The 23,834-nt window shown below is 52.2% G+C and carries 21 protein-coding genes; 6 read left to right on the plus strand and 15 right to left on the minus strand.

Going from position 1 to position 23,834, the window contains the following annotated elements; genetic code table 11:
- The first annotated feature begins 212 nt into the window (after window positions 1–212).
- Window positions 213–1,127 (plus strand): MBL fold metallo-hydrolase, encoded by a 915-nt coding sequence (locus tag E0F26_RS08935; protein WP_279241315.1) that lies wholly within the window; start codon window positions 213–215, stop codon window positions 1,125–1,127.
- 63 nt (window positions 1,128–1,190) lie between these two features.
- Here the strand turns inward: E0F26_RS08935 and E0F26_RS08940 are convergent, their stop codons facing one another.
- The 3 genes from E0F26_RS08940 to nudC form a co-directional block, all read right to left on the minus strand.
- The gene (locus E0F26_RS08940; RefSeq protein WP_279241316.1) at window positions 1,191–2,411 is read right to left on the minus strand and encodes an acyl-CoA dehydrogenase family protein; all 1,221 of its coding nucleotides are present in this window, start codon (window positions 2,409–2,411) and stop codon (window positions 1,191–1,193) included.
- A gap of 133 nt (window positions 2,412–2,544) precedes the next feature.
- On the minus strand, window positions 2,545–3,624 hold the full coding sequence (gene sohB / locus E0F26_RS08945; RefSeq protein ID WP_279241317.1) for a protease SohB: 1,080 nt from the start codon (window positions 3,622–3,624) through the stop codon (window positions 2,545–2,547).
- Window positions 3,625–3,640: 16 nt separating this feature from the next.
- Window positions 3,641–4,453: an NAD(+) diphosphatase gene (gene nudC, locus E0F26_RS08950; RefSeq protein WP_279241318.1), complete on the minus strand. Its 813-nt coding sequence runs from the start codon at window positions 4,451–4,453 to the stop codon at window positions 3,641–3,643.
- A 210-nt stretch (window positions 4,454–4,663) separates the two neighbouring features.
- On the opposite strand from nudC, the gene nhaB reads away from it, so the two are divergent.
- Window positions 4,664–6,169, plus strand: a complete 1,506-nt coding sequence (gene nhaB / locus E0F26_RS08955; protein WP_279241319.1) for a sodium/proton antiporter NhaB — start codon at window positions 4,664–4,666, stop codon at window positions 6,167–6,169.
- 27 nt (window positions 6,170–6,196) lie between these two features.
- Here the strand turns inward: nhaB and dnaQ are convergent, their stop codons facing one another.
- The 3 genes from dnaQ to E0F26_RS08970 are packed head-to-tail and all read right to left on the minus strand — an operon-like array spanning window position 6,197 to window position 8,146.
- Window positions 6,197–6,910, minus strand: coding sequence for a DNA polymerase III subunit epsilon (gene dnaQ / locus E0F26_RS08960; protein ID WP_279241320.1), 714 nt, complete (start codon window positions 6,908–6,910; stop codon window positions 6,197–6,199).
- Window position 6,911: 1 nt separating this feature from the next.
- Complete coding sequence (rnhA, locus tag E0F26_RS08965) at window positions 6,912–7,352, minus strand: ribonuclease HI (RefSeq protein ID WP_279241321.1); 441 nt, start codon at window positions 7,350–7,352, stop codon at window positions 6,912–6,914.
- Window positions 7,349–8,146 (minus strand): class I SAM-dependent methyltransferase, encoded by a 798-nt coding sequence (locus E0F26_RS08970; protein ID WP_279241322.1) that lies wholly within the window; start codon window positions 8,144–8,146, stop codon window positions 7,349–7,351. The genes rnhA and E0F26_RS08970 overlap by 4 nt, the downstream gene beginning before the upstream one ends.
- Window positions 8,147–8,208: 62 nt before the next feature.
- Between E0F26_RS08970 and gloB the strand changes: the two genes are divergently transcribed.
- On the plus strand, window positions 8,209–8,970 hold the full coding sequence (gene gloB, locus E0F26_RS08975) for a hydroxyacylglutathione hydrolase (RefSeq protein WP_279241323.1): 762 nt from the start codon (window positions 8,209–8,211) through the stop codon (window positions 8,968–8,970).
- 158 nt (window positions 8,971–9,128) lie between these two features.
- Here gloB and E0F26_RS08980 read toward each other — a convergent pair whose 3' ends face one another.
- Window positions 9,129–12,464, minus strand: coding sequence for a UvrD-helicase domain-containing protein (locus E0F26_RS08980; RefSeq protein ID WP_279241324.1), 3,336 nt, complete (start codon window positions 12,462–12,464; stop codon window positions 9,129–9,131).
- Window positions 12,457–15,108: a PD-(D/E)XK nuclease family protein gene (locus E0F26_RS08985; protein WP_279241325.1), complete on the minus strand. Its 2,652-nt coding sequence runs from the start codon at window positions 15,106–15,108 to the stop codon at window positions 12,457–12,459. The genes E0F26_RS08980 and E0F26_RS08985 overlap by 8 nt, the downstream gene beginning before the upstream one ends.
- 120 nt (window positions 15,109–15,228) lie before the next feature.
- On the opposite strand from E0F26_RS08985, the gene E0F26_RS08990 reads away from it, so the two are divergent.
- A complete protein-coding gene (locus tag E0F26_RS08990; protein ID WP_279241326.1) occupies window positions 15,229–16,299 on the plus strand; it encodes a 3-deoxy-7-phosphoheptulonate synthase in 1,071 nt (356 codons plus the stop codon).
- Between the two features lie 14 nt (window positions 16,300–16,313).
- On the opposite strand, the gene nfuA is transcribed toward E0F26_RS08990, so the two are convergent.
- A complete protein-coding gene (gene nfuA / locus E0F26_RS08995) occupies window positions 16,314–16,889 on the minus strand; it encodes a Fe-S biogenesis protein NfuA (RefSeq protein WP_279241327.1) in 576 nt (191 codons plus the stop codon).
- 113 nt (window positions 16,890–17,002) lie between these two features.
- On the opposite strand from nfuA, the gene E0F26_RS09000 reads away from it, so the two are divergent.
- The gene (locus E0F26_RS09000) at window positions 17,003–17,185 is read left to right on the plus strand and encodes a DUF2970 domain-containing protein (RefSeq protein ID WP_279241328.1); all 183 of its coding nucleotides are present in this window, start codon (window positions 17,003–17,005) and stop codon (window positions 17,183–17,185) included.
- On the opposite strand, the gene E0F26_RS09005 is transcribed toward E0F26_RS09000, so the two are convergent.
- From E0F26_RS09005 to E0F26_RS09015, 3 genes are read right to left on the minus strand one after another with little or no spacing between them, the layout of a single operon-like run.
- Window positions 17,182–17,292 carry a methionine synthase gene (locus E0F26_RS09005; protein ID WP_279241329.1) on the minus strand — a complete coding sequence of 37 codons (111 nt, stop codon included), beginning with the start codon at window positions 17,290–17,292 and terminating at the stop codon, window positions 17,182–17,184. The two genes, E0F26_RS09000 and E0F26_RS09005, sit on opposite strands and share 4 nt — an antisense overlap.
- 33 nt (window positions 17,293–17,325) lie before the next feature.
- Window positions 17,326–18,255 carry an electron transfer flavoprotein subunit alpha/FixB family protein gene (locus E0F26_RS09010; RefSeq protein WP_279241330.1) on the minus strand — a complete coding sequence of 310 codons (930 nt, stop codon included), beginning with the start codon at window positions 18,253–18,255 and terminating at the stop codon, window positions 17,326–17,328.
- Window positions 18,252–19,004, minus strand: a complete 753-nt coding sequence (locus tag E0F26_RS09015; RefSeq protein ID WP_279241331.1) for an electron transfer flavoprotein subunit beta/FixA family protein — start codon at window positions 19,002–19,004, stop codon at window positions 18,252–18,254. Before E0F26_RS09015 ends, E0F26_RS09010 begins: the two co-directional genes overlap by 4 nt.
- Before the next feature lie 179 nt (window positions 19,005–19,183).
- On the opposite strand from E0F26_RS09015, the gene E0F26_RS09020 reads away from it, so the two are divergent.
- Window positions 19,184–20,833 (plus strand): electron transfer flavoprotein-ubiquinone oxidoreductase, encoded by a 1,650-nt coding sequence (locus E0F26_RS09020; RefSeq protein ID WP_279241332.1) that lies wholly within the window; start codon window positions 19,184–19,186, stop codon window positions 20,831–20,833.
- Window positions 20,834–20,847: 14 nt separating this feature from the next.
- Here the strand turns inward: E0F26_RS09020 and E0F26_RS09025 are convergent, their stop codons facing one another.
- The 3 genes from E0F26_RS09025 to E0F26_RS09035 all read right to left on the minus strand — a co-directional run bounded on the left by E0F26_RS09025 (window position 20,848) and on the right by E0F26_RS09035 (window position 23,710).
- Window positions 20,848–21,438, minus strand: coding sequence for a DUF1285 domain-containing protein (locus E0F26_RS09025; RefSeq protein ID WP_279241333.1), 591 nt, complete (start codon window positions 21,436–21,438; stop codon window positions 20,848–20,850).
- Window positions 21,439–21,461: 23 nt separating this feature from the next.
- On the minus strand, window positions 21,462–23,336 hold the full coding sequence (locus E0F26_RS09030) for a SurA N-terminal domain-containing protein (protein WP_279241334.1): 1,875 nt from the start codon (window positions 23,334–23,336) through the stop codon (window positions 21,462–21,464).
- Between the two features lie 98 nt (window positions 23,337–23,434).
- Window positions 23,435–23,710: an HU family DNA-binding protein gene (locus tag E0F26_RS09035; protein ID WP_009470833.1), complete on the minus strand. Its 276-nt coding sequence runs from the start codon at window positions 23,708–23,710 to the stop codon at window positions 23,435–23,437.
- Window positions 23,711–23,834: the final 124 nt, after the last annotated feature.

Genomic DNA, 23,834 nt, shown 5'->3' on the forward strand with positions numbered 1-23,834 from the left:
AGAGCGCGCCCGTGTGCTCAAACAGCGCGTATTCGTATTCGTAAGCGTAGCGTAATTGCTGCCATTACCACAGATACGAAAGGGGCCTTTACCTGGACTGCACTGTATCCTTTTCTCATATTTAACATAATATACATTATGCGCATTTTAAGATGGTGCTTTGGGGTGTAGGATACGCCTGACACTGTGAGTTATCGGTAACGCTCTCACCTATGCAAAAGCCAGATCATTCAACGCCTCATGTAGAAGCCTTTTACGACGAAGCGACCTCTACACTTTCTTACGTCGTGGCCGACACGGACAATAAGGTGTGCGTGGTAATTGACCCAGTGCTGGACATAAACGATGGCGCCGCCGAAATTTCGACACATAGCGCGGACCGAATTGTCAGGTTCATTGAGGAGCGCGAGCTGCGCGCTGTCTACGTTTTTGAGACACACGCGCATGCAGACCATCTGAGCGCCAGTTATTACCTTAAGCAGAAACTCGGTGCAAAAATCGGGATCTCTAGCCTTATCGGTGATATACAGCGTAAGTTCGCTGACATTTACTCTGAGTCACCACATTTTGCCGTCGACGGCTCGCAGTTCGACATCTTGCTCACAGATCAGCAAACACTGTCGCTTGGCGCACTTCAAATAACCGCATTGCATTCTCCTGGCCACACACCTGCCTGTATGGCGTATCACATTGGCGATGCGCTGTTTGTTGGGGATACATTATTCATGCCTGATTCGGGCACTGCGCGCTGTGACTTTCCAGGTGGCAACGCGAGTGAGTTGTATTTCTCTATTAAACGGTTGCTTGAGTTGCCAGAATCGACCCGGGTTTTCGTTTGTCACGATTATCAGCCGAACGGTAGACCGCTGGCCTATGAAGCGAGTATCCGCAGGCATCGTATGGAGAATATCCATGTGCGAGACGGCGTCTCTGAGATTGAGTTTGTAACGATGCGACAAGCGAGAGACAGGCAGCTTCCTATGCCAAAACTCATGATTCCTTCCATGCAGGTCAATATTCGCGCAGGCGCCCTTCCCAGGCATCCTGTGTCAGCGCGGCCCGTTATCACCCTGCCAATCAACGCTTTCGGCGGCGAAGATCTTAGCGAAATTGTTGAAAATCAATAAGTAACGCTAGATTTCTTCGCTTGATTTAAGGAAGGAGACATCCTACGGAATGGGGCTGCCGACTCATTCCGAATAACGATCGATGATTTGCTTGCCCAAGGCCATTTGATGCACTTGATCGGGCCCATCTGCCTGTCGACACCATCGTGCGTAGTTGTATGCCTCTGCCATCATGTAGTCCTCGGTTAACCCCCCTGCCCCATGAATTTGCATGCAACGATCAATGACCTTTTGCACGAGAAATGGGATGGTGGTCTTCGTCGCTGCAATCATATCGACGGAGGCGGGAACGCCCTGACTGTCGATTTTGTGGCATGCCTTGAGGAGAAGTAATCGGGCCATCTCTATTTCCGAGAAACATTTCGAAATGTCTTCTCTCACGCTTTGGTGCTTACTCAAAAGCCGTCCGAAGGTAGTGCGGCTATTGGCTCGCTGGCATGCAAGTTCCAAGGAGCGTTGAGCCGCACCAATTAATCTCATGCAGTGATGCATGCGACCTGGACCAAGCCGCCCTTGGGCTATTTCAAAACCCCTACCCTCGCCTAATAAAATATGGTCAAGGGGCACTCGGACGTCTTTAAAAATGATCTCTGCGTGTCCAATGGGGGCGTCGTCGTAACCCAGTGTCGTGAGCGGTCTTACGAGCGTAACGCCAGGAGTGTCCTTTGGCACCAGTATTTGGGACTGCTGTAGATGTCGATTTGGATTTGTGGGATCAGACTTCCCCATCACAATAAGGATCTTAGTGCGTTCATACATGGCGTTTGTAATGAACCATTTGTGGCCATTAAGAACCCACTCCTGACCCTTTTTCTCTATCCGTAGTTCGACGTTTGTCGCATCGCTTGAAGCCACCTGAGGCTCTGTCATTGCGTATGAGGAACGTATCTGACCCTCAAGCAATGGTGTTAACCACGTATCACGCTGTGCCTGGGTCGCGTAATTCATGAAGACTTCCATATTCCCCGTATCCGGAGCGTTACAGTTAAATACCTCTGGTGACCAAATAACCCGACCCATAATCTCAGCAAGTGGCGCGTAATCGAAAAATGACAGACCGCCGTGATCACAATATTCAGCATGCTCCTCAGGCACAAAGAGGTTCCAAAGCCCGGCCGCTTGGGCGTGGGCCTTCAACTCATCCATCAACGGCAAGGGTGCAAAGCGATTGGTGGCGCCACGAAGTTGTGCGGCGTAGGCCTCTTCGTTTGGGTAGATATACGCTTCCATGAAGGCCGTAAGGCGCGCTGATAACTGCTGTGACTTCTGACTGAACTCGTACATGACTGCCTCTGCCTTAATCGCTGTTTTCGTATTCCCTGAATTTGTTAACGCCGCGGTCCTTTGACCGAATCAACTAGCGCTGAGGACAGCGCCGCGGTCAAGGACGAGGCTTGTCCGAGTTAAAAATGAGCGCTTAGAGGTAACGTGACTCGGTTAGTCGCTGCCACAGTCTTATCACAAGACGGTCAAAGGTGACTTCTGCTGCGAAGCCCATGCGCTCAGCGAGCTTTTGTTTTCGGCGGTAATGCACCTCGAACAAATCTCTTTCCTCTGTTTGGGACTGCAGATAGCTATCCGATGTTGAAATGGCGTCTATTAATCCCTCGTTGAGCGCCTGAGAGCCGTACCACACCTCTCCCGTGGCCACCTGGTCAACGTTAACAGCTGGGCGATTAGTGGCTACAAACTGCTTAAATAGACCGTGGGTCTCCTCGAGCTCGTTTTCAAACTTTCTGCGCCCTTTATCGGTGTTCTCGCCAAACATGGTGACCGTACGCTTGTATTCACCGGCGGTGAATTGCTCAAAGTCGACGTCATTTTTTTTGAGGAGGCGGTGGAAGTTAGGAAGTTGTGCGACGACACCAATCGACCCCAAAATGGCAAACGGCGCCGCTAAGATGCGATCTCCAACACACGCCATCATATAACCGCCGCTGGCAGCCACTTTGTCGACCGCAATAACTAGGGTGACGCCCGCATCTTTAATGCGCGAGAGTTGACTGGCTGCAAGACCGTAACCGTGGACGACGCCTCCAGGGCTTTCGAGTCGAATCAGCACTTCATCACCCTCTTGCACGTTGGGTAATATCGCCGATATCTCCTCGCGTAACGCATCCACCTGCGATGCCATAACGTCACCTTCAAAGTCGAGCACGAAGGTCCTAGGGCGTTCACTCGCAAGGTTCAGCGTATCGGTAGACGCTTGTGCACTTGCTTTTAATCGCGCCTTCTCTGCTTTTGCTTTGCTCTTGGCTGATTTCTTATCGTGTTTTGCACGAATCTGAGCGGCCTCGGGAGTTTCAGATAAATCGCGGATTGCGGCTGTGTAAGCATCAAATCGATCGTTGATCGACTTAACTTCTATATACCCTTCGTCGGGCCCTTTACCTTTCTGGCCCGCTGTGCCGGCAATGAGAAGCACAATTGCTCCGACAGCAACAACAATGAGCAGTGTTTGCGCGGCGAAAAGACCGAGTTCGTATAAAAATTCCAAAGTATGTCCCTAAATCTTATGCGTTTTGTGCGTTAAGAAAGCTATTAATCAGTTGTCCGGCTATTGAAAAAGCGGGGGGAACAGGCGGTAGATTGTCAGGCTTACACCAAATAGCCTCATCGATCTCCTCAGGATCGATATTGATCTCACCCGAGCGCCATTTGGCCGTAAAACCGAGCATCAATTGACCGGGGAACGGCCAGGGCTGTGAGCCATGATACTGGATATTGTCGACCTCTAGCCCGACCTCCTCCATGACCTCACGTTGGACCGCTTGTTCACAGGTCTCACCCGGCTCGACAAAGCCTGCGAGGCAGCTGTAGAAGCGCCTATTGGCACCTGCCCCAGCCGCTAAAAGAATCTCATCATCGCGCGAGATGAGTACGATGACACAAGGTGATAAGCGAGGGTACACGCTTAATCCACAGGGCTCGCATGCACGACTCTGCCCCTTATCTGCAAGAACCGTTTCGCGCCCACATCGTCCACAGTACCGATGATCTCTTTCCCAATTCAGTAGCTGATAAGCGCGCCCGACAACATCGAATAGGGCTTGGCTAGAACGCCCAAGAAGAGCAAAAAGATTTCCACTTGTGTACTTCATGACGTCAAGTTCGTTTGTCCGAACTTTACAAGCGTAAACGGGTTTTTCATCCAAATAGCCCACTGACGTGAGGTCACTGACCTCGTCGAAGTCTGCTTGGAGACTGGCAAGTGGAATGGGCGCGCCTTGGCTACCCATCAGTTCACTGACTAAGTTTCGCCCATGAAAGGCCCAAACCAAGTCATCTGGACTTGCGGGGGCCGTGGGTCTTGAAAAATTTAACATGCGCATCTCCTCGGGCGACCATACTAGGTGCACAGCACATCTTGCTCAAGTATTGTTAAGCACCAGTTGGCCTTGCCCCCACATCGACCTTCCAAGGACTCGCGGCTTCGTTTAACCTGATCTAACACTCACTCGTCCAACCCTGCGCGCACTGCGTATAGCCACTGCGTTTTGGGCGCTTGAAAGCTAACTATAAAAGGACACAGCTGTATGAATACTGCCCTAGCCAATCCCTATTGGCGCAATTTCCTCGGGTCTTCGCCCGATTGGTACAAAAAGACCATAATTGCCTTCTTGATCATCAACCCCATTCTTTTTCACACGGTTGGTCCTTTTGTCACCGGCTGGGTCCTGATTGGACAGTTTATTTTTACGCTAGCTTTGGCCCTGCAGTGCTACCCGCTTCAGCCCGGTGGCTTGTTAGCGATTGAGGCTATAGCTATTGGCATGGCCGATCCTCACACCGTCTTTCACGAGGCAGAAGCAAACTTTGAGGTGATCTTGCTACTTATGTTCATGGTGGCCGGCATCTACTTCATGAAGGAGCTTCTACTCTTCATCTTCACCAAAATACTTCTGCGCGTTAAGTCCAAGAAAGTGCTGTCACTCCTCTTTTCATTAGTCGCAGCTGTATTGTCGGCTTTCTTGGACGCACTTACGGTAACCGCCGTACTCATTAGTGTGGGTGTTGGATTTTTTACGGTTTATCACAAAGTGGCGTCAGGGACTGTCTTTGACGATGCTCAACACGATCACACGACGGACGATACTGTAAAAGCCGAAAACGAAGCGGATCTTGAGCAGTTCAGAGCGTTCCTGCGAAGCTTGCTAATGCACGGTGCGGTTGGCACGGCGCTTGGCGGCGTGTGTACGCTAGTAGGTGAGCCGCAGAATCTACTGATTGCAACGGTCGCAGACTGGGATTTCGTTGAGTTCTTCCTGCTTATGGCGCCGATTACCATGCCCGTTTTGGTTGCGGGATTACTGACATGTCTCATCCTCGAGCAAACGGGTGTGTTTGGGTACGGCGCACTTTTGCCACCAAAGGTGCGTTCGGTGTTAGAGGAGTTTCAAGCGCAAGAAAACGCCAAGGCGACCCCTGCATCAAACGCACGTCTCGTCGTTCAGGCGTTGGTAGCCCTCGTTTTGGTCGTAGGTCTAGCGCTTCATTTGGCCGCAGTTGGCCTAATTGGCTTGATGGTTATCGTGCTGCTCACTGCCTTCAACGGCATTGTCGAAGAGCACAAGCTCGGACATGCGTTTGAAGAGGCGCTGCCGTTCACAGCCTTGTTGGTTGTCTTCTTTGCCATTGTCGCCGTGATTCATGAACAGCACCTATTCTCGCCGGTGATTGAGGCGGTACTGGCAATGGAGAGTAGTGTGAGGCCCGCGATGTTCTTCCTCGCTAACGGTATCTTGTCGATGATCTCTGACAATGTATTCGTCGCAACGGTATACATCTCTGAAGTCAAAACAGCCCTGGACAATGGTGTTATCACCCGAGCGGAGTTCGATCAGCTTGCGGTGGCGATTAATACGGGAACAAACCTACCTTCGGTTGCGACGCCCAATGGGCAGGCTGCCTTTTTGTTCTTACTGACCTCTGCCCTCGCTCCGCTTATCCGCCTCTCGTATGGCCGCATGGTCATCATGGCATTACCGTACACGGTTGTATTAACGGCGGTAGGTTTAACGGCGGTTATCTACACGCTCTGAGCATAACGTACGTTGCAGTGAGGCGCTTTAGCGGCGCCACACTGCACCGTCGTCGCAACGCTCACTCAGTACGTCCAGCCTAGCTTCGTGATCGGCTAATTCCTCCTCAGAGGGGCTTATGACGCGTAATCGCGGCCGGCCTTCGGGGAGCCGTCGAATGGCAGAAGCGGATCCAGAACCAATCCCTGCCCCCTCCTCATCTGGAGAGAGCCCAAGACTCGTTTGCCCACCCGTCATGAGTAAGTAAACGTCTGCCAAGATCTCAGCATCAAGCAATGCACCGTGCAGCGTGCGGTTACTGTTATCTACCGCGTAACGCTGACACAGTGCATCGAGGTTGTTGCGTTGACCTGGGTGTCTACTGCGCGCTAGCTGCAAACTGTCGGTCACGTTGCAATAAGAGGAAACGGGAGCACTGGCCGGATCTAAAAGCTTAAATTCGGCTTCAATAAAGCCCACATCGAATGGCGCATTGTGAATGACTAAGTCAGCGCCTCTGATGAACTCGAGAAACTCATCCGCAACCCGGGAAAACACCGGTTTGTCTGCGAGGAATTCTTCAGTGATGCCGTGAACTTCGAGGGCACCTTGGTCAATGGCTCGCTGAGGCTTGATGTACTGATGATAGTGACGCCCTGTCAGCTTACGATCGATAATCTCGACACAACCTATCTCGATGATGCGGTGGCCTTGACTGACTTCAAGCCCGGTCGTCTCTGTGTCTAGTACAACTTGTCGCACGCTAACTCTTCTCCAATAAATCCATCGCCGCATTCGCAAGCGCGTCAGCGCGCTCATTCTCAGCATGACCTGCATGACCCTTCACCCAGCGCCACTCCACCTGATGATGACTGCATTGCGCATCGAGCATCTGCCAAAGGTCTTGGTTTTTCACGGGCTTCTTCGCGGCAGTGCGCCAGCCATTCGCCTTCCAGTTTTTAATCCACTTCGTAATGCCGTCTTTGACGTAAGTTGAATCCGTTGTTAGGACAACAAGGCAAGGCTCGCTCAGCGCCTGCAGCGCACTTATGGCTGCAAGGAGTTCCATTCTATTGTTTGTGGTCTCTGGCTCCGAGCCGTTTAATTCACGCTCGTGGTCTCCAAATCGCAGGATGACGCCCCAGCCACCTGGACCGGGATTGCCGCGGCATCCGCCGTCTGTGAACGCTTCGACAGATTTCATTTGGTCGGTTCGTTACGCGGGTGAGTCTCTGCCCCCACCGCTGGGCGCGATACGGGAATTGGGACAAGCTTCGGTCTGGCTTTTTGTCGGTGAAGGCCCTTTATACCTGCCCCAACCTGCTTGCGCGCATGGAGAACGAATGCGCCACCCATGGGTACCTGATGATCAACCAGCCAATCATCAAAACGCGCCATCCAGCGAAAGAGTCGCCCACGTCCAACGGGGCGTACAATCAGCTTGTGCTTCGGCTTAGCGGCCTGAAAATTCAAGAGTGATAACCAATCGAGTAGTTTAGGAATCCTTTCTAGCTTCAACCCACGCCATTTCGAGGGGAATACGAACCGGTTTATTAGCCATCCCAAACCAAAAACACTCTCGGGATTAAAGCCCACAATAATTAAATTACCGTTTGGGACAAGCACACGATGTACTTCCCTCAACGCCTGATGGGGCTCCTCGCAAACTTCAAACCCATGGAAGACAACGACCGTATCGATGGACTCCGTATCAAACGGTAGGCTTTCGTCGAAAGAGATAACGGTCTGGGCCCCTCCTACTCGGGCGCCATCAGGTGTGGCTATGAGCTTTGTCTGAGAATGAGCAAGCTCCTCTACAGACACAGTCGGTGGCACGCCTAAAAATAACGTGTGATACCCAAAAAGCCGCTCAAGCTGATTGCCCAACTCGCGGGTAATTTGATGATGCAGCCGTCTTCCCACTGGCGTTTTCTCATACCATTGGGCGAGGTGATCCTTTGTGCTGAGGCGCGCTTGCGATGTGGTTTGCTTTCCCATGACACAAGGGTATCTTTTCCCACAGCGAGTGCAAACACCTTGTAACGATCGAGAGCCGATTTATGAATATTGTACCGATACCTGCCTTCTCCGATAACTACATCTGGATGCTGGAACAGGACGGACGTGCCGCCGTGGTTGACCCCGGAGATGCTCAGCCTGTCCTGAGCACGCTCGCGTCAATGGGGTTAGCGCTCGATACCATCATCATTACACATCATCACTTCGATCATACGGGGGGAGTAACTGCACTGAAATCCGAAACCAACTGCAGAGTAATCGGCCCTGACAACCCCAAGATTCAAGGTGTCGATCAAGTGCTGAGCGAGGGACATTCGGTAAGCGTCCTGGGTTACGCATTTGAGATTCTCGAAGTGCCGGGACACACGCTCGATCACATTGCACTCTACTGTCGCCGTGAATCCGTCTTATTTTGTGGCGATACATTGTTTGTTGGTGGTTGCGGGCGCGTTTTTGAAGGCACTTTCCCCATGATGCAGGCGTCCTTGGCAAAACTCGCGGCGCTACCGGGCGATACAGCGGTCTACTGCACACACGAATACACCCTCGCAAACCTCGCTTTTGCGCAAAAGGTTGACCCGCATAATGAAAAGCTTGCCGCACACGTTGCTGAGTGCGAGGGCAAACGCGCGCAGGGCGTGCCTACAGTCCCCTCGACCATTCAAAATGAACTGGAAATTAATCCCTTTTTACGCTGGAACGCTTCGGCAATTATCGCGCAACTCAAGCATCAAGGCCGGCACAGGGGTGACTCCCCCGCTGATGTTTTCGGAGCTGTTCGTGGTTGGAAGGATGAAGGCTAAGCCTTGGGGCTAAAACGTCTCAATCGCAACGATTCTTTAGTGCTTGAGGGCACTACACGTTAGTTTTATACCGCTTGCGCTCGCCACCGTCGTTATGCGTCAGTGCCAGTATTAGAGCCTAATAGCCCGCCCGGTAGTATTAACGTCCTAAGAACCGTTTAGAGCCCCACTTCTACCAAGGCAGCCACTCTTGGGAAATACAGTGCCGTTCTCGTGGCGATAACGGTGTGTCCTTTAGATTCATCATATTCGGCCATGAGTTCGCGATACTTTTCTAGTTGGCTTTGATACTTCGTCAATTCCCGTTTGGTGAAGTCGGCTATGGGCTCATCTTGGTGCGGTTGACTCGACTTGTAGTCAACAATCCACCTAATCCCCGACGAGCGATCAATAAACGTTCGATCAATAATGAGCTCCCGCTGCGTCTCACGATGCCACAGCGAAAGCTCACTGTGCGCGTCGACCTGCTCACTCGATATGAGCCAGCGACCCGTCTCGTCTGACAGCAGTGTATTGAGGTCCTTCTCGATATTAAGCAGGTGACCTTCTCGCACGCGCGCGGGCACCCCGGCGTTCACAAGCTGAAATCGAACGGCAGACAGAATATTGGGCGGGCAGACTTCAGGGGTTTCAGAATAGTGGCACAAAAGCTCTATCCCTCGGTGGAGTGCAATGCCATAACGTCGAGAATTGAGGTTGCTACTGCCGAGATTGCTTTCCTGCCCTGCAAAAGCAGGCGCTTTCACTAAGCCTTGCGACTCAGACGGGAGGTCTCGCAACCGCCTGAACATCATTACTGACGTATTCGGTCCTTCTGTCTTGGTTTGATGCGGCTCGGAAACAGGCTCGTACACCGTATCTTTTGCGGCGTCGCAAAAAGTCGACCAAAAAGACGATGTCTTTGACGGTGGCCAAACCTTATCGGATTTTTGCGTGGCCGTAATCGTGCACGACAACTTGGCGCGCGTAACACCCACGTAGAAGAGCCGGATTACCTCCTGGCGTTCTTGCGCTTTGTTAAGAAAGCCAAGGTAGTCGTAGACGGAGTCTGACTGATTCGACTCTGGCTTTGCAGCAATCATGAGCCCTTTATTTCCATCACGATACCAACGCAGTAGGGGTGAATCGTTCGACCGTCCTGTTTTCGCAGCCCCCACAATGAAGACATGATCAAACTCCAGCCCTTTACTTTTGTGCAGCGTCATTAGTTCAACGCGCGCAGTTGCCGACTCGGCCTTTGAATAGCCTCGGTCAAACCAGTCGGTCAAGGGTGTTATGTCTAAACGGTTCGAAGACAGCTCCTGTCGACGAATCTCGCCAAGCAGTGCGTTTACATCCAACATCTCCCCCGCTGAGTAAGCCCGGTTTCCACCGAGTCGTATCCAGGTCTGCTCGACCCACAGCGTCAGGTCGAGTCGATCACGCTTTGATTCAGCCCACGCAAGTGTGTTCAACGCATACAGAAGGCGGTGACATCCATCATCGGACAGGCCAGAGCCACCCGCGCTTATCACATCGATAAGCTCAAGCACCGACGCGTCGTCTAGCAAAGGGGCGAGATAACCAATATCCCTTAGCGTCACGCCAATCATCGGTGTTCGCAAAAGAGCGATAAAGGCAATTTTATCTGCCGGATTGGCTAACCACCGTGCGACGGATATCAGATCAGCAACCGCTGATCGTTCACTGTAGGGCGTTAAATCTGAGCCAATAATATCGACGTCAGCGTGAACCAACGCCTCACTAATTGGGGTAATCGCTGCACGACTTCTGCCTAGCACCGCAATAGTCGCATCCGGGTCTTGCGCCTGTAGGCGTTTAATTTCATCAGCGACAAACAGTGCCTCTCGTTGAGGATCGTCTGGAAAAACGCGCACGGCAACGGATTGGCCGGGCACACTGGGATTAACGGCATGCGCCTCAGTGAGTGGAACCACACCGAGACGCGGATCTCCGTTCTCGGGAATTAACGCCTTAAATTGGCGATTCACCCATGAGACAACACTCTCTTGTGTTCTGAAGTTTTGTGTCAGCGCCCGCGCCCGAAGTTGGACCCCGGCAATCCCCTGCTCCTGCGCCCTTAAAAACAGTCCAACGTCTGCGTAACGAAAGCCATAAATACTTTGCATCGCATCGCCAACAATAAATAGGGTTCGGGGAGACTGAGGATTTATAAAGTTGTATTCGGACCATCCACGACACAGCTTCTCAAGCAGCTGAAATTGTGTCAGAGACGTATCCTGAAACTCGTCAACCAAAATGTGCTGTATCTGATAGTCCAAGCGCAATGCGAGATCTGTCGGCTCAGATTCGTCCCCCAGCGCCGCATCAGCGGCCATGGCCATGTGGGTATGATCGACCATACCGTGTGATTGGAATACAGCGAGCAACTGTGCTGCAAGCACGGGCAACACCCGCGACAACCGGAGAACGCCCTGCCATTCTTCCGAAGCCAAGCTCAATGTCGGTAACGCGGCGATTTCTTTGAGCATCTCGATGCAGTCATCGTTATCGTTGAGCTCTGCAACTAAATCAATGGCCTGTTGCTTAACCTGGGAATCAACCTTCGCCCTGAAACCCCAGTTTTTATCGAAAGTTTTCCGGGGCGCACCCTGCTGTGTTAGCACAAAGCTCACAAACCACTTCCAATGTCCAAGTGACGTGAGCTGGGGGGTCAGATGGAGCGCGTCACCGTCAAACGTTCTCGCTTTCGCTTCCTCCAGCGAACCATCCGCTATGGAGGATGCCACTCTCTGCTTTGCCTCGTTTGCAGCATCTGTAACCGAGCGCAACCAGTGCCCGGGTAGCGCAGCTATAGCCGTTGCCAATCGTCCTGAGACTATGCGTTCAAGGGTCTTAAGCGCGAGCTGAGCCGCGGCCTTTGGGTCTTCGTGTTGACCCAGAGCGGAGAGCCAATCGCCTCTCTGACTCAACAAAGCCACCAGCAGATCACTGCATCGTTGCCAGTTGTTATCCATCAGAAGTAGGAGTTCTCGCAGTGCGACGCCTCGGTCTGAATCCTCGCCGATCAGACCGTAAAGATCATCGACCGCCTCAGCATATAGCCGTGAGGCATCATCGGCTATCAGCGCTCCGCCACCGAGCCCGCTTGTGACCGGCATAGATCGATTCAATTGGGCCGATAAGCCATCTATCGTTCTTATATTGAGTCGCTCAGCACCGAGTGACCAACCCATACGCTCAGCATTATGCAGCGCGTTTTTAGCCAGCTCCATGCTCAGCGCCTCATGCGCGGACGCTGCACCCTCGCCGCGCGCTGCTCTCTCGAGCGTATCGAGAACCCGGCTCCGCATTTCAGCAGCGGCTTTGCGTGTAAACGTAATGGCAAGAATCTGCTCTGGGCGCTCAACTCGAGACAGTAAAGCGAGAATCCTTTGAGTTAAAAGACTCGTCTTACCTGAGCCTGCGGGTGCCGTGACACAGAAGCTCTGATCGACCGACAGCACTTCTCTTCGAATCGCTTGATCAGTCACCCGATGCCCCTTCTATATCACCTGCTCCATCTTCGACAATTGAGCTGATTTTAGCTCTACAAATCGACGCAAAATCGCAATACCGACAAGCTTTGGCTGAAGGCGTCGCTCTCGCATCGCCCGCAATGAAATCAGCCACCAATCGATCGAGCTCGATCCGCCATTGCTCTCTAAGCTGAGCCCAAGAAAGGTTAGCCTTTTCCTCGAGTTCCCTGCGAGATGATTGATCGCTCCTACCAACGCCGATCTCCGTGCCGAGGGGCCGGTAACCCGCTTTTTCATCGGTGACCGACGCTATGGCTACAGCGACAACATCATCGATGACCTCGCTATAGCAGGGTAACTGCGGTGCTTTTATGGGGTTATCGGTCCAGTCCCTCAGGGTGTTTGTAGCCTTAGATTTGTAGTCAATGACAAGCCTGCCTCCGTCAGACAACTCATCAACACGATCGACTTTGAACGACAGCGTGAGTCCCTGTGATTGCCATTCGTAACTCGTTTCACGCTCGATCACCTCAAAGGGAATCTCACGTTTTCTCTCTATTTCCACCCAATTAGCAACGCTGGTTTGCAGCCTCTTTCGTTCAAGGTCAATTACATTAAGACCAACCCGATCGCGGGTTGATGCACGGATATTGGTAATCGCCCTATCAACTGCACGACTTACCACGGCGGTTTGCTCGCTCAGGGCAATGCTTAATAGCTTTTCTGAGTTACTCAGCTCGTCAAACGTATGGAAAAGTGCCGAGTGCAGCAGTGCACCCCGCTCCGCGGCAGATAACCCCGTTTGCGCTTCGCGCAAGGAGGATATATCCAGTCGGTGCTTTAAGTGCGCTTTGAGCGGGCATAGCGCTTGGTCCTCAAGGAGTCCCACTCCCCCGGTTTGGGGCACGGGTGTCGCGACCTCAAAGCCCCTGTCATCCAATATCTCTTCAAGCGTGCCCCGTGAAGCAATGTTAAGCGATGACTGCATCTGGGGCATTGGTGTTGGCGCGGCGCAAAACCGACTAGGCAGCGCCTCAAGTCCGTCGATCATCCGGGTGAATGACAGTAACGTTGGCGCACGCTCGTTAAGCCGTCCAAGCAAACGTCGAGCTATCACCTCCGGCTCACTCTCAAATACGGATCGAATGTTGTAGTCATGGCAGATTTGCCAAGGTATTAAACTCAGCGCCTGCGGTGCCGGCGGAAGCGACTCCGTTACGGCACCAACCACCCTACACACTTGGAATGAAAGACCGAAGGTGTCACGCAGAAACATGACCTGCAGTGGCGACGCCTCTGTTTGCGGTTGAAAGATACGCTGCGCTAGTGAGTAATTCAGTTTTTCCACGAATCTGAATAACGCAACAGGCCCGTGATCAAGCGGATTAACCTCTATTTCATCAAGTAGGTCTGAAAACAGCTCGTATTGCTGATATTCCACTGAATCGAGACCTGCCGCACCTGGCCAGCCTGCGCGTGTCGTAAGGGTTATCAGTACCTCGCGCCAATCATCAACCGTATTTCTCGCGGTATTGAGTCTCTCCACACGTGCCCAATTGAGCCCCTCAGCCAAACCCGATTGAGGCGCCACTTGCGTAAGTTGCGCCAGCACCTGCTGAAGTGAAAATTGTCGCTCCTCAGTTGAAAACAACCCACGGATAACCGTCGCTTTATCGGCTAGTCGATTCCAACGAAAAAAAGGTGACCGTATCAGTGCTAACACATCTTCTCGTGAGAGAGACCGGGTAACCAGCCGTAGCAATAGAAGTAGGTCCCGATACATGGGCGTTTTTGCGAGCTCAACACCTCTACTGAAGTTCACGGGCAGCTGGGTAAAGGACTGCCCCTCCACCTCAAATTCATGCCTCAGAAACTGCTCTAGTTCCGCTCGGTCGCGATGGTAATCGACCAATACAATAACAGCGGACAGACCCTTGTCGTATTGGGCCTTGCCCCATTGAGCCGCGGCCGCTAATTCATCAGGCCGTGTGTCAAAGACGTGCGTCTCAAGTGTCTCGAGTAGCGGCTGCGAGTGGTGCCAAGTTGCGCAGGAAAAGCAACGTTTGAGAACAGCTGACAGCGCAGGCCCCGGGGCCTCTTCTGACAAGAACAAAACCTCTCCGGCGTTTTTCGGCGCTTGTTGAGCGATGATCTCGTAGGTGTCCTCAAGAAGTAGCCAGCCCTCTCGCCTCAATTTTGCATCAAGTGAATCGAGCCAGCTCAAGAAGTTCTGTGTATCGATTTCCGATTCAAAATAACGTCGATTTGCCTCATGAGCCACCGACACAGTATAGGTCTTCAAAGCTGTACGACATCGTGCAGCCAATTCGGCCGCAGCGTCTGATCGTAAAAGGCTGAAGGACTGCGTTGTTATAGCGTGGTCGTCTATGACCCGGCGCCAAAGCTCGCTCGCCTCTGCGCTAGATAGGAGCCTCCGCGGGTCGCTATTGCTCTCTTCAACACGACTCCACGTGTCAATGAGCCAAGCCTCGAGTGACAGTATCGCGGGCTTCTCGATGACAGTCGCACCCTCATTGGCGACCTGTTGTGTCAGCTGACGAGCGAGTCGCTGCGTAGCTGTCATCACCACGCCACCACGAGCCAAGATCGCTAAAATAGCCTCGGTAGAAGGAAGGTTTGTTTCAGCTGGAAGCGTCATAGTGTTCTTATACAGCAACCCACGAGGCGAATAAATTCGCTTTAAATCCCGAGAGTGCTGTGACTACAGAATTTGTACGGGTTATCCTCCGCGCTCTTTTTTTAAACACTATAGTGAGTCATGACCCAAGCATCCGTACACAACGTCAACGTAGCATCGCAAACAACTCTCATAGCGCCCAGCGCGCTGAGAGCATCAGTGCCTGTCGATGAAGCTACCTTTGATTTTGTCAGTAGTTCGCGAGCCACCATAAGCAATATCCTTGACCGAGAGGACCATCGGCTGATTGTCGTGGTTGGGCCTTGCTCGATCCACGACCGAGATGCCGCAATTGACTACGCTACACGACTGAAGTCGCTAGCCGCTGAGCTGAGCGATACGCTCTATATTGTGATGCGGGTCTATTTCGAGAAGCCGAGAACCACAACGGGATGGAAAGGTTTGATCAATGATCCCCACCTCGATGACTCCTTTGATATCGAGGAAGGTCTGAAGATTGGTAGAACGCTTCTTCGGGACCTACTGGCAATGGGGCTACCCACCGCGACAGAGGCTCTTGACCCGATAACACCTCAGTACTTACAAGATCTTATTTCCTGGTCTGCCATTGGCGCACGCACTACCGAATCACAAACGCATCGTGAAATGGCTAGCGGGCTCTCGTCTGCAGTGGGTTTCAAGAACGGTACCGACGGAAGTTTAGATGTTGCCATCAATGCCTTGAAATCAGTAAAGCATCCTCACCGCTTTCTCGGTATCAATTCTGAAGGGGTCGTGTCTATTTTTGAGACCAAAGGGAATCCCTATGGACACGTGGTATTGCGGGGAGGCAGCAACGGACCAAATTATGACAGTGTGAACATCGCCAAGTGCGAACATGCTTTGGCCTCCGCAGAGCTACCTCAAAACATCATGGTGGACTGCAGCCACGCAAACTCTAGCAAAGACCACAATGTCCAGCCGCTCGTTGCGCGCGATATTGCCAATCAAATCGTCAAGGGCAACAAATCCATCGTGGGACTCATGCTCGAGAGTCACTTGCGTGAAGGGCGCCAAGCGATCCCGGGAGACTTGAATGATCTTGAGTATGGCGTATCGGTGACCGATGCCTGTATTAACTGGGCAGACACACAAGCCTCCCTGCGGGAGCTCGCAGACGCTGTCCGCGACGCGTTACCGCAAAGGACGTAGAAGGGTCGCTTCTCTCAATAAAAAGCGTTTGTCCGGTCGGTGTGGTCCGTCATGTCACGAACACCCGCCAGCTCAGGGATCTGCTCAATTAATGTTTTCTCGACCCCGTCTTTAAGTGTAACGCTTACGGCACTGCACCCCTGACAACCGCCACCAAACTGCAAAATAGCGACCTGCTCGTCTGTGACTTCGACCAGTGAGACATCACCTCCGTGGGCAGCCAGCGATGGATTAACCTCGTTGTAAAGAACGTAATTGATACGATCTTCAATCGTGCTATCCGCATCAACACGTGGCATTTTTGCGTTCGGTGCCTTGATCGTGAGCTGTCCGCCCATTCGGTCCTTCGCGTAGTCCACTACTGCGTCTTCTAGGAAAGGGATGCTTCGCTCTTCGATCCATGCCGTGAACAGCTCGTAATCCTCTGAAACGTCACTGGCCTGCATATCGCCTTCGCGACAATAAGCTATGCAAGTCTCCGCTCGGGGGGTGCCGGGGTTGTTGATGAAAACTCTTACACCCAGCGCGTCGGCCTGCTTTCCCAGCAGCTCTTTAAGATACTCTCGCGCCGATTCCGTTATTGTCACCATAGCCATCTCCCGTTTGACGCACCAAGATTACCAGATGCGCTCGCCTTTGTAGTATCACCTTGCGTTTATCCTAGCCGTATTTAGAATAAATCCGCGATTTTCAGGGATATAAAATGAGTAAGGCAATCAAAATAGTTCAAAGCACGCTGGCGGCCGCGATTGGAGTCCAAAGCAAAAAAAATCGCGAACGCGATTTTGAGGAAGGTAATGCCGGTGCGTTTATCGCCGCCGGCATTATTTTCACTGCACTATTCATCGCCACGGTTTTGGCTGTCGTGCAGTGGGTGCTTGCTTAGGCAGGTAGCCCGGACAACCACTCTACTACTGCTAGTACGGCAACAGACACGATCACAACAGCCACAATAGCGTCTGCTGTACTGTCATCAATATCACTTTTAGCCATCAAATCCCCCTAACGACTGATTACAACGGCGCTTTAAAGCGCCGTCTCGAGTTCTGGTAACGCTGAGAATAAGTCAGCTACAAGTCCGTAATCGGCAACCTGAAAGATAGGCGCGTCCTCGTCCTTATTAATCGCAACGATGACCTTGCTGTCTTTCATTCCCGCAAGGTGCTGAATCGCGCCGGAAATACCCACAGCAATATACAAATCAGGCGCTACAATCTTGCCTGTCTGTCCTACCTGGTAGTCGTTCGGTACGAAACCCGCGTCAACAGCCGCCCGCGATGCACCAATCGCCGCGTTTAGCTTATCTGCGATGCCCTCGAGCATTGAGAAGTTATCGCCGTTTTGCATGCCTCGACCACCGGAGATAACAACGGACGCTGAAGTGAGCTCCGGACGGTCCGAAACAGCGACTTCCTCACCAATAAAGCTGGAGACACCCGCATCGTGCGCTGCAGCCATAGACTGAACAGTTGCGGTGCCACCCTCCGCCGGCGCCGCGTCAAACGCGGTTGTGCGTACAGTAATGACTTTTTTGCTGTCGGAACTTTTAACCGTTGCAATAACATTGCCGGCATAGATCGGACGCTCGAACGTGTCAGCGTCGATGACCGCTGTTATGTCCGAAATCTGAGCAACGTCTAACAACGCTGCAACGCGCGGCATAACATTCTTACCGTTTGCTGTCGCGGGCGCCATGACGCAATCATAGCTGGACGCGGCCTCAGCCACAGCGAGACTCACATTCTCAGCAAGCTGATGCTCATAGGCACTGTTGTCGGCACAGAGCACTGTACCCACGCCTGCTACGGCGGCTGCAGCGTTAGCCGCGCCTTCGCAACCACTTCCCACTACAAGCACATCAACGTCACCGCCGAGCTGCTGTGCAGCGGCCACTGCGTTGAGCGTCGCAGCTTTGAGTGACTGGTTATCGTGTTCAGCAACAATTAATGTCTTCATGAGATCACCTTTGCTTCGTTCTTGAGCTTATCTACCAATTGCTCTACTGATTCAACTTTGATGCCTGCGGATCGTTCAGCCGGTGGCTGAACGCCGACAAGGGCTACGTGTGACTGGATGTCTACACCTAAATCTGCCGGAGACAGTGTCTCGAGCGGCTTTTTCTTCGCCTTCATAATATTAGGTAATGATGCGTAGCGCGGCTCGTTGAGACGTAAATCAGTGGTCACAACCGCAGGCAGCTTAAGCTCTACTGTCTGCAACCCGCCGTCTACTTCGCGCGTCACCTGAACGGTACCTTCACCGATGTTAACTTCTGAAGCGAACGTGCCCTGTCCCATGCCCGCTAGTGCCGCAAGCATTTGCCCGGTTTGGTTGTTATCGCCGTCAATCGACTGCTTGCCGAGAATGACAAGATCCGGAGACTCAGCGGCAACTACGCCCTTGAGCAACTTGGCAACCTCAAGCGGCTCAGGACGACCCTCCGCCTCGACGTGAATCCCGCGGTCGGCACCTAAGGCCAGAGCGGTACGAATCTGCTCCTGGCAGCTCTTGTCACCAATAGAGGCCACAACAACCTCGGACGCTGTGCCCGCTTCTTTAAGGCGCACCGCTTCCTCTACTGCGATTTCACAGAATGGGTTGATCGCCATTTTTACATTGTTCAGCTCTACATCAGAGCCGTCTGCTTTGGCGCGAACCTTGACGTTGTAATCAACAACGCGCTTCACTGCGACGAGTACTTTCATAGCATCTCCACTGAAAGTTAACGTGTTTGAATTTCTTTATGATCAATGATCATTTTGTTGCTCGCCTTACTACACCTGCGAGGCGCGATACTTTAACATACTGAAAGTTCAAAAAAGCTATTGTTGCCGCATATTTTATGTAGATACGGCCTATTGCGAGAGTTAATTGGAGGTTAGTCGTGGAACGCGAATCAATGGAATTCGATGTAGTCGTAGTTGGTGCAGGTCCTGCGGGACTGTCAGCAGCTATAAAACTCAGCCAACTGGCACAACAGCAGGAGCAAGAGATCAGTATCTGTGTTGTGGAAAAAGGCTCAGAGGTGGGCGCGCATATTTTGTCTGGCGCAGTACTTGAAACCTCAGCACTCGATGAGCTGCTTCCAGATTGGCAATCCATGGGTTCTCCTTTGACCACGGAGGTCAAAGAGGACGTCTTCTACTACTACACCTCTGGCAAATCTGCGTTTCAGATTCCTAATCTCTTTTTGCCTGCGCCAGTCCACAACGATGGCAACTATATCGTTTCCATGGGTAACGTTTGCCGCTGGCTGGCTGAGCAAGCCGAAAACATGGGCATTGAGGTGTATCCAGGTTTCGCTGCGGCGGAGGTGCTTTTCAACGATGATGGCTCCGTAAAAGGTGTTGCCACTGGCGACATGGGGATCAGTGCTGAGGGCGAGCAGAAAGACTCTTACATGCCAGGTATGGAGCTGCATGCCAAATACACCCTTTTCGCTGAAGGGTGTCGAGGACATTTGGGCAAGCAGTTAATCGCGCACTTTGGTCTCGATGAAGGTAAAGACCCCCAACATTACGGGATTGGAATCAAAGAGGTTTGGCAGATCAAGCCCGAGTTACATGAGGAAGGTAAAGTCATCCACGGACTGGGCTGGCCGCTGGCTGAGAGTGGTTCTTCCGGGGGTGCGTTCATGTATCACGCCGAGAATAATGAGGTCTACATTGGTCTGATTACGGATTTGAACTATTCAAATCCTCATGTGAGTCCCTTTGAAGAGTTCCAACGCTGGAAGACACATCCGAAGACCGCCCAATACCTCGAGGGCGCGGAGCGTCTTGCTTACGGCGCCCGTGCACTTGCCAAGGGAGGTCTGAATTCGCTACCAAAAATGAATTTCCCAGGGGGGCTCATTATTGGTTGTGATGCAGGCACCTTAAACGCTGTAAAGATTAAGGGTAATCATACCGCAATGAAGAGCGGCATCTTGGCGGCGGAAGAAGTAGCGGCGGCACTCATGTCTGACAGCCCCGCGGCGGATCTTGCTAATTTCGAGGCGAGAATCAACTCATCGTGGTTGGGTAAAGAACTCAAGTCGAGCCGCAACTTTGCGGGATATATGCACACCTTTGGCGCTCTAGTCGGTTCAGCCGCGGTTTGGTTCGATCAAACTATCATGCGAGGCAATATGCCGTTCACGCTTCGTGATCGTAAACCTGATCATGCCTGCCTGAAGCCTGCCGCAGAGTCTAAAAAAATCGACTACCCCAAGCCCGACAACGTCCTCACATTTGATCGACTGTCGTCTGTGTTTTTGTCGAATACCAACCATGAAGAAGATCAACCGTGTCACTTGCAGTTAATGGACACATCGGTCCCGATTCAGGTCAATTTGCCCATGTACGATGAGCCCGCTCAGCGTTACTGCCCTGCTGGCGTTTATGAAGTCATTACAGACGGTGATGAGCCTAGGTTCCAAATAAACGCGCAGAACTGCGTTCATTGTAAGACCTGCGATATCAAAGACCCGTCTCAAAACATCCGTTGGGTGACGCCCGAAGGTCTAGGCGGGCCTAACTACCCGAACATGTGAAGCTTATTAGCGACTTAATCCCTGCCTGGGTCATCACCCAGCAGGGAAAAGCGCTCTTTACCGCTCACAACGCAACCTTCGTCATCGGCGATTTCCACGAGACGGTACCAAGCTGCTCGGGTGAAAAGCGCCGTCAACCCGTTGGGCAGTTTTATATAAGCGGCCCCCGCTGCCCGCGGTTCAGCGTGCAACCCCACTGTTAGATCGAGCTGAAAGATGCCGCCGGTATTGAGAACGAGCGCAAGCACCTGCTCGGCCCCTGACCCCATGGGAGTCGCATCGACTACCATCAAAGGATGAAGTGCAACCGACACCTCTACTTTCTCGACCGGGGTAACAAGGTAATAACACCCGTCTTCTTCTCGACGCAGAAGCCCCGCAAATAAACTAACCAGCTCAGCGCGCTTAATTTCAGAGCCTTCGTGGAACCAACGTCCGTCACGATCGATGGCGATATCGACATAACCACAATGAGACGGATTCCACTTCTCTAGCGGATAGGGCTGACGTCCATTTACGCTGCCCGAAAAAGCAGGGGTGTCATCAGTCGTTTTCGATGCATCTGATGCATTCTGTATCAATCTCGCGTACGCATCATCCTGCATCAAATAGCATCCTTCGTTGCTACTTATCGAACAATGACGGTACCACGACGTCGCAGGTCTGCTAGAAATTCAGTGAAGAGTAAATCACTCTGGACCTGCTGAACCTCATCTACCAGCGACTGTCTCTCTGCCGTAAGTAACGTCTCTTCACTGCCCGGTGTCACCCTGGCGAGCTGCACTAACGCGTACCCAGCAGATGACACGTCAACAGAAGTCACCGAATTTGTGTCATCGGCTGCCTTGGAGAAGGCCGCCTGCAACACTTCTGGCGGCAACAGGGTGTTTTGGCGTGTGGCTGCTAGTTCAACTCGCCACTGCAAACCTTTCTTATCAGCAATCGCCTCTAAGGTGTCACCATCGGCTAAGGCTTGGTTCACGTCAGCCACCAGCGCTGCCAGTTCGCCCTCTCGCGCTTTTTGCTCAAGCGTGGCCAGAATGTCTTCTTTCACCTCATCGAGCGTCTTGTAGCCCTCTGGGAGTCGCTCACCGACACGAAGTGCCACGAATCGACTGCCGCTAAGTTCAATAACATCACTGTTATTGTTATCCACAAACACATCGTCGGAGAAAGCGGCCTCTCGAAGGGCCATCTCCGAAAACAGGTCCGCGCCCGTGTCTCGAGAAAAGGGTGTCGATACGCGTACTTGAACACCCAGCTCGTTAGACGCTAGGCTCAATGTATCGGAAGTAAAAGCCGCGTCACGCAGCTTATCAACGGCTAACAGTAAGTCGCGCTCTGCTTGCGTCGCCTGCAAATTACCTTCGATCTCAGCTTTAAGAACGTCATCGGCAACCTGTGCAGCAGCTGTCCGCTGTTTTAACAAAATAAAGTGCGTGCCCGCATCCGTCTCAACGGCATCTGAAATCTCTCCAACAGCCAACGCTTCGATCGCTGATTCCATCGCATCGGGAAATACCGATCCATCGGTGTAACCAAGATCACCACCGAGTGAAGCAGAGCCAATATCATCGGAGAGCTCTTGCGCTATCGTGGCAAATTCTTCTCCGGCAGCAAGTCGGGCACTTGCTGCTGTTATTCGGCTCTGATAGCTCTCGTCGTCTTCATCATCCATTTGTGTGATAAGGACGTGCGCCACCTCTGACTCGGCTTTAGCGTCATACTCGGCTAACGCTGCCGCAAGTTGTGCCTGAACCTCTTCGGGGTCGACAGGCTTGGTATACATGTCAGGTGTTAATAATATGTACCGAGCTACTACCCGCTCAGGTTGAGCAAATGCAGCCCTGTTCGCGTCGTAGTAGTCAACGATCGCACTGTCGGAGAGCGCTTCCTCAGCAACGAGAGATGCCTCTTCAATGACAAGATAACGGACGTCCCTGCGTTCAGCCGCGACGTTAATTGAGGCTTGAGTTTCCATCGGCGTAACAAAGGACGCGTCACTTACAAATGACTGAAGCTTCTGGAGTCGGTCTAGATTCTCTTGATCTGCCCTGTACTGAGCGTTAGTAAGGCCGTTGGACCTTAATATGTCTCGATAATAGTCAGCAGAGAAAGCGCCTTCTAATTGAAACGCCGGATTGCTCGTTATCGCACGCCCGACCGCCCTGGGTGAGGGTGCAATCGCTAGTGCCTCAGCATAATCTGACAGCAGTGCTTGCTCGATGAGTCCATTTAGGACTGACGGTCTCAGCAAATCGTCATCCAAAAACGAAGGGTCGATTTGATCTCCATAGATTTCGCTCAGCTGCCTTCGTTGTCTCTCGATAGCAAACTGGAGTTCGTTGACAGAGATTTCTTCCCCGTTGACCTCGGCCGCACCGGACTGAGATCCATTGAAGGTTAAGGACTCGGCACCTGTCAGCACAAAGCTAAGCACGATGAGGCCTATTACTACCAAAATCCAAGGGCTTCGAGCCCCCTCACGCATGCTTTGAAGCATTCCCGTCTTCCTTCCTTCTTCTTTTCTCTAGTCTATAGATGCAAAAAGGGCGCCCTAGAGCGCCCTATTATCCCAGCCCCAGCTAGGATTTTACACGATTACGAATTGCACGCGTCTTTAAGTGCTTTGCCAGCTTTGAAGCCAGGCGTGTTAGACGCCGCAATCTTAATAGTTTCGCCAGTTCGTGGGTTACGACCATCACGAGCTGCGCGTGGCTTGACTGAAAACGTACCGAAACCGACAAGCGATACACTACCACCTTTAGCAAGTTCAGCAGTAATGGCTGCTACTGCTGCATCGAGGGCACGACCGGCGGCGGCTTTAGGGAGATCTGCTTCGGATGCCATAGCATCAATTAATTCATTTTTATTCACGATAGTTCCTCGTTAAATTGCTTTTGGAAATGCTTAGAACGCTTACTGAGCCTACCTTTGCCCCATGTAAGGGTCAATCAACAAATGTAAATTTTTCAGGTTTTTTTCGTTTAATCGGACCATA

The organism is Candidatus Paraluminiphilus aquimaris, assembly GCF_026230195.1.
Taxonomy (GTDB): Bacteria; Pseudomonadota; Gammaproteobacteria; order Pseudomonadales; family Halieaceae; genus Luminiphilus; species Luminiphilus aquimaris.

What these genes read in the sequence shown, in the direction of transcription:
- E0F26_RS08985 (WP_279241325.1), bottom strand. Translation starts at nt 15,108, where the DNA reads ATGACGCTTCCAGCTGAAACAAACCTTCCTTCTACCGAGGCTATTTTA.
- E0F26_RS09000 (WP_279241328.1), top strand. Translation starts at nt 17,003, where the DNA reads ATGAGTAAGGCAATCAAAATAGTTCAAAGCACGCTGGCGGCCGCGATT.
- nfuA (WP_279241327.1), bottom strand. Translation starts at nt 16,889, where the DNA reads ATGGTGACAATAACGGAATCGGCGCGAGAGTATCTTAAAGAGCTGCTG.
- E0F26_RS08935 (WP_279241315.1), top strand. Translation starts at nt 213, where the DNA reads ATGCAAAAGCCAGATCATTCAACGCCTCATGTAGAAGCCTTTTACGAC.
- rnhA (WP_279241321.1), bottom strand. Translation starts at nt 7,352, where the DNA reads ATGAAATCTGTCGAAGCGTTCACAGACGGCGGATGCCGCGGCAATCCC.
- nudC (WP_279241318.1), bottom strand. Translation starts at nt 4,453, where the DNA reads ATGTTAAATTTTTCAAGACCCACGGCCCCCGCAAGTCCAGATGACTTG.
- gloB (WP_279241323.1), top strand. Translation starts at nt 8,209, where the DNA reads ATGAATATTGTACCGATACCTGCCTTCTCCGATAACTACATCTGGATG.
- E0F26_RS08970 (WP_279241322.1), bottom strand. Translation starts at nt 8,146, where the DNA reads ATGGGAAAGCAAACCACATCGCAAGCGCGCCTCAGCACAAAGGATCAC.
- nhaB (WP_279241319.1), top strand. Translation starts at nt 4,664, where the DNA reads ATGAATACTGCCCTAGCCAATCCCTATTGGCGCAATTTCCTCGGGTCT.
- E0F26_RS08940 (WP_279241316.1), bottom strand. Translation starts at nt 2,411, where the DNA reads ATGTACGAGTTCAGTCAGAAGTCACAGCAGTTATCAGCGCGCCTTACG.
- E0F26_RS08990 (WP_279241326.1), top strand. Translation starts at nt 15,229, where the DNA reads ATGACCCAAGCATCCGTACACAACGTCAACGTAGCATCGCAAACAACT.
- E0F26_RS09025 (WP_279241333.1), bottom strand. Translation starts at nt 21,438, where the DNA reads ATGCAGGATGATGCGTACGCGAGATTGATACAGAATGCATCAGATGCA.
- E0F26_RS09005 (WP_279241329.1), bottom strand. Translation starts at nt 17,292, where the DNA reads ATGGCTAAAAGTGATATTGATGACAGTACAGCAGACGCTATTGTGGCT.
- E0F26_RS09010 (WP_279241330.1), bottom strand. Translation starts at nt 18,255, where the DNA reads ATGAAGACATTAATTGTTGCTGAACACGATAACCAGTCACTCAAAGCT.
- E0F26_RS09015 (WP_279241331.1), bottom strand. Translation starts at nt 19,004, where the DNA reads ATGAAAGTACTCGTCGCAGTGAAGCGCGTTGTTGATTACAACGTCAAG.
- E0F26_RS09030 (WP_279241334.1), bottom strand. Translation starts at nt 23,336, where the DNA reads ATGCTTCAAAGCATGCGTGAGGGGGCTCGAAGCCCTTGGATTTTGGTA.